Genomic DNA, 1,909 nt, shown 5'->3' on the forward strand with positions numbered 1-1,909 from the left:
CGATGGCGTCCAGCAGCACCTTGCGGTAGGTGACATCAAGCTGGCGCAGGGCTTCCAGATGGCGGCAGAGTTGCAGGCCGGTTTTGGCGTCTTGGGTATCCAGCGCGGTGTGCGGCGGCGCATCAAGCGGCAGGCTGCTTGTCCAGAGGCGCTGGTAGTTTTCTTGCGCTTCGTCATCGTCCGGCGCGTCGCTGATGAGGTAGTCGTAGAGGTAAATGATGGCGTCGCGCTGGGCGCGGTAGTTGCTGTCGTTTCCTGCCGGGTGGCGGCTCGCGCGCCAGCAGATGTAGGCGGCGAGTTCGTAGCGGCTGAGGTGTTTGTCGAGTTTGATCAGGCGCTGGATGTGTTGTTCGAGGGTGTTTTTTTGCGCTTCGCTGAGGGTGGCGGTGGCGCGGGTGAGGTGGCCGAGCAGCGGGATTTGCGCCAGCGGCGCGGCGTGTTCGATGGTGTTCAGCGCCGGGCGGGCGGCATCGAGGGTTTCCAGCGGGATGACGCGGTTTTGTTCGATGTCAAAGGGGCTGGCACCGCTGTGGTAGATGTAGAGGGCAAGGAGCGCGGCGGCGGGGTCAGCGGGCGCGGGGTAGTGCTGCGCGGCCAGGGTGCGGTCAAGGCTGATGAGCGGGTAGGTGGCCGTGCTGGTCAGCGCGCTTTTGCCGCGCTGCACGGGGTTGGTTTCGTATTGGTCGCGCGCCTGTTGCTGGATGTCGAAGAGGATGGCGTCAAGTTCGCGCTCGCTCACGTCGCCGCCGCCCCAGCTCTGGATGCGTTCGCGCAGCGGCGGGTGGGTGCGCAGCAGGCGGTTCTGCGCGCTTTGGTAGTAGATGAAGTAGATGTGGGCGCGGTCAAGCGGCGGGCGCAGCAGGCGGACGCCGTTGTGTTGCAGGGCGAGGGCTTTTTTCAGCGCGCCAATGAGGGCGTCCGGGTGGCGGGTGTATTGCACGGCGCGGGCGTCGGCCATGTGTTCGCGTTGGCGCGAGAAGGCGGCTTGCAGCAGACGACCGCAGAGGTAGTGGATGCTGCCGAAGAGGGCGAGAATGCCGCCGGTGTAGCTGTAGCCCTGTTCGTTGGCAAGGAGGCCGCGCAGGTCAAACAGGTTGGCTTCCGGCGCGGTGTGGATGCGGTCTTGCTGGTTTTGCCATTCGCTAATAATGTAGTAGCCGTGCAGGATGGCGGTGAGCTGGCTGTAAAGGGCGAGGTCGCCGTTTTCGATGTGGCCGTATTCGTGGGCGATGACGGCTTGCAGTTCGTCGCGGGTCAGGCTGTCCAGCGCGCCCTGGCTGATGGTGAGTGCGAGGGTGTCGTCCGCGCCGCCGAGGATGAAGGCGTTGATGCTGAGGTCGTGGCGCTGGATGAAGGTTTCCGGCGGCGGATTGCCGGAGGCGGCGCTCATTTCGGCGACGAGGTTGGTGTAGCGGCGGTCGCGGGCGGAATTGTCGCGGGTGGGTTCGGCGCCGAGCGCCCGTGCCTGTTCGCCCGCGCTACGTTCACGCATTTTGCGCCGCGCGTCGCTGTAGGCAAGGAGCATGATGCCGGTCGGGACGAGGCCGAAGGCGAGGCTGAGCCAAAGGTAGCGGCTGACGAAGTGTTGTCCGCTATAGACGGCGATGAGGGGCGAGATGCCAAAGAGGGTGAGCGCGCAGGCGAGGCTGTAGCTGAGGTAGCTCGCCAGCGCCGCCAGCCAGAAGGCGAGGTTGAGGCGGCGGCTGGACGCGGCCGCCTGGCGGTGTTTTTCGCGGAAATTAGTCATGGGGTTTCCGGTCGGCGTTTACATACAGGGTAGCGGGGTTGGTGTATGTATGTTGGGGCGGTTTGATGCCCTGCCCTGTTTTCTCCGCGGCAGGGGCGGAGCGGAATTAGGGCGTGTTTACAATTCATGGTAACGAACTGATTTTATTAGGAATGCGCAAAA

The 1,909-nt window shown here is 64.3% G+C and carries 1 protein-coding gene; it reads right to left on the minus strand.

The window, feature by feature from the left end; translation table 11 throughout:
• Nucleotides 1-1,747 (minus strand): M48 family metalloprotease (locus Q0349_RS06590; protein ID WP_298080083.1); only part of this gene is annotated, 1,747 nt, incomplete at its 3' end.
• Nucleotides 1,748-1,909 lie beyond the last annotated feature (162 nt).

Source organism: uncultured Cardiobacterium sp. (assembly GCF_938028185.1).
GTDB lineage: Bacteria > Pseudomonadota > Gammaproteobacteria > Cardiobacteriales > Cardiobacteriaceae > Cardiobacterium.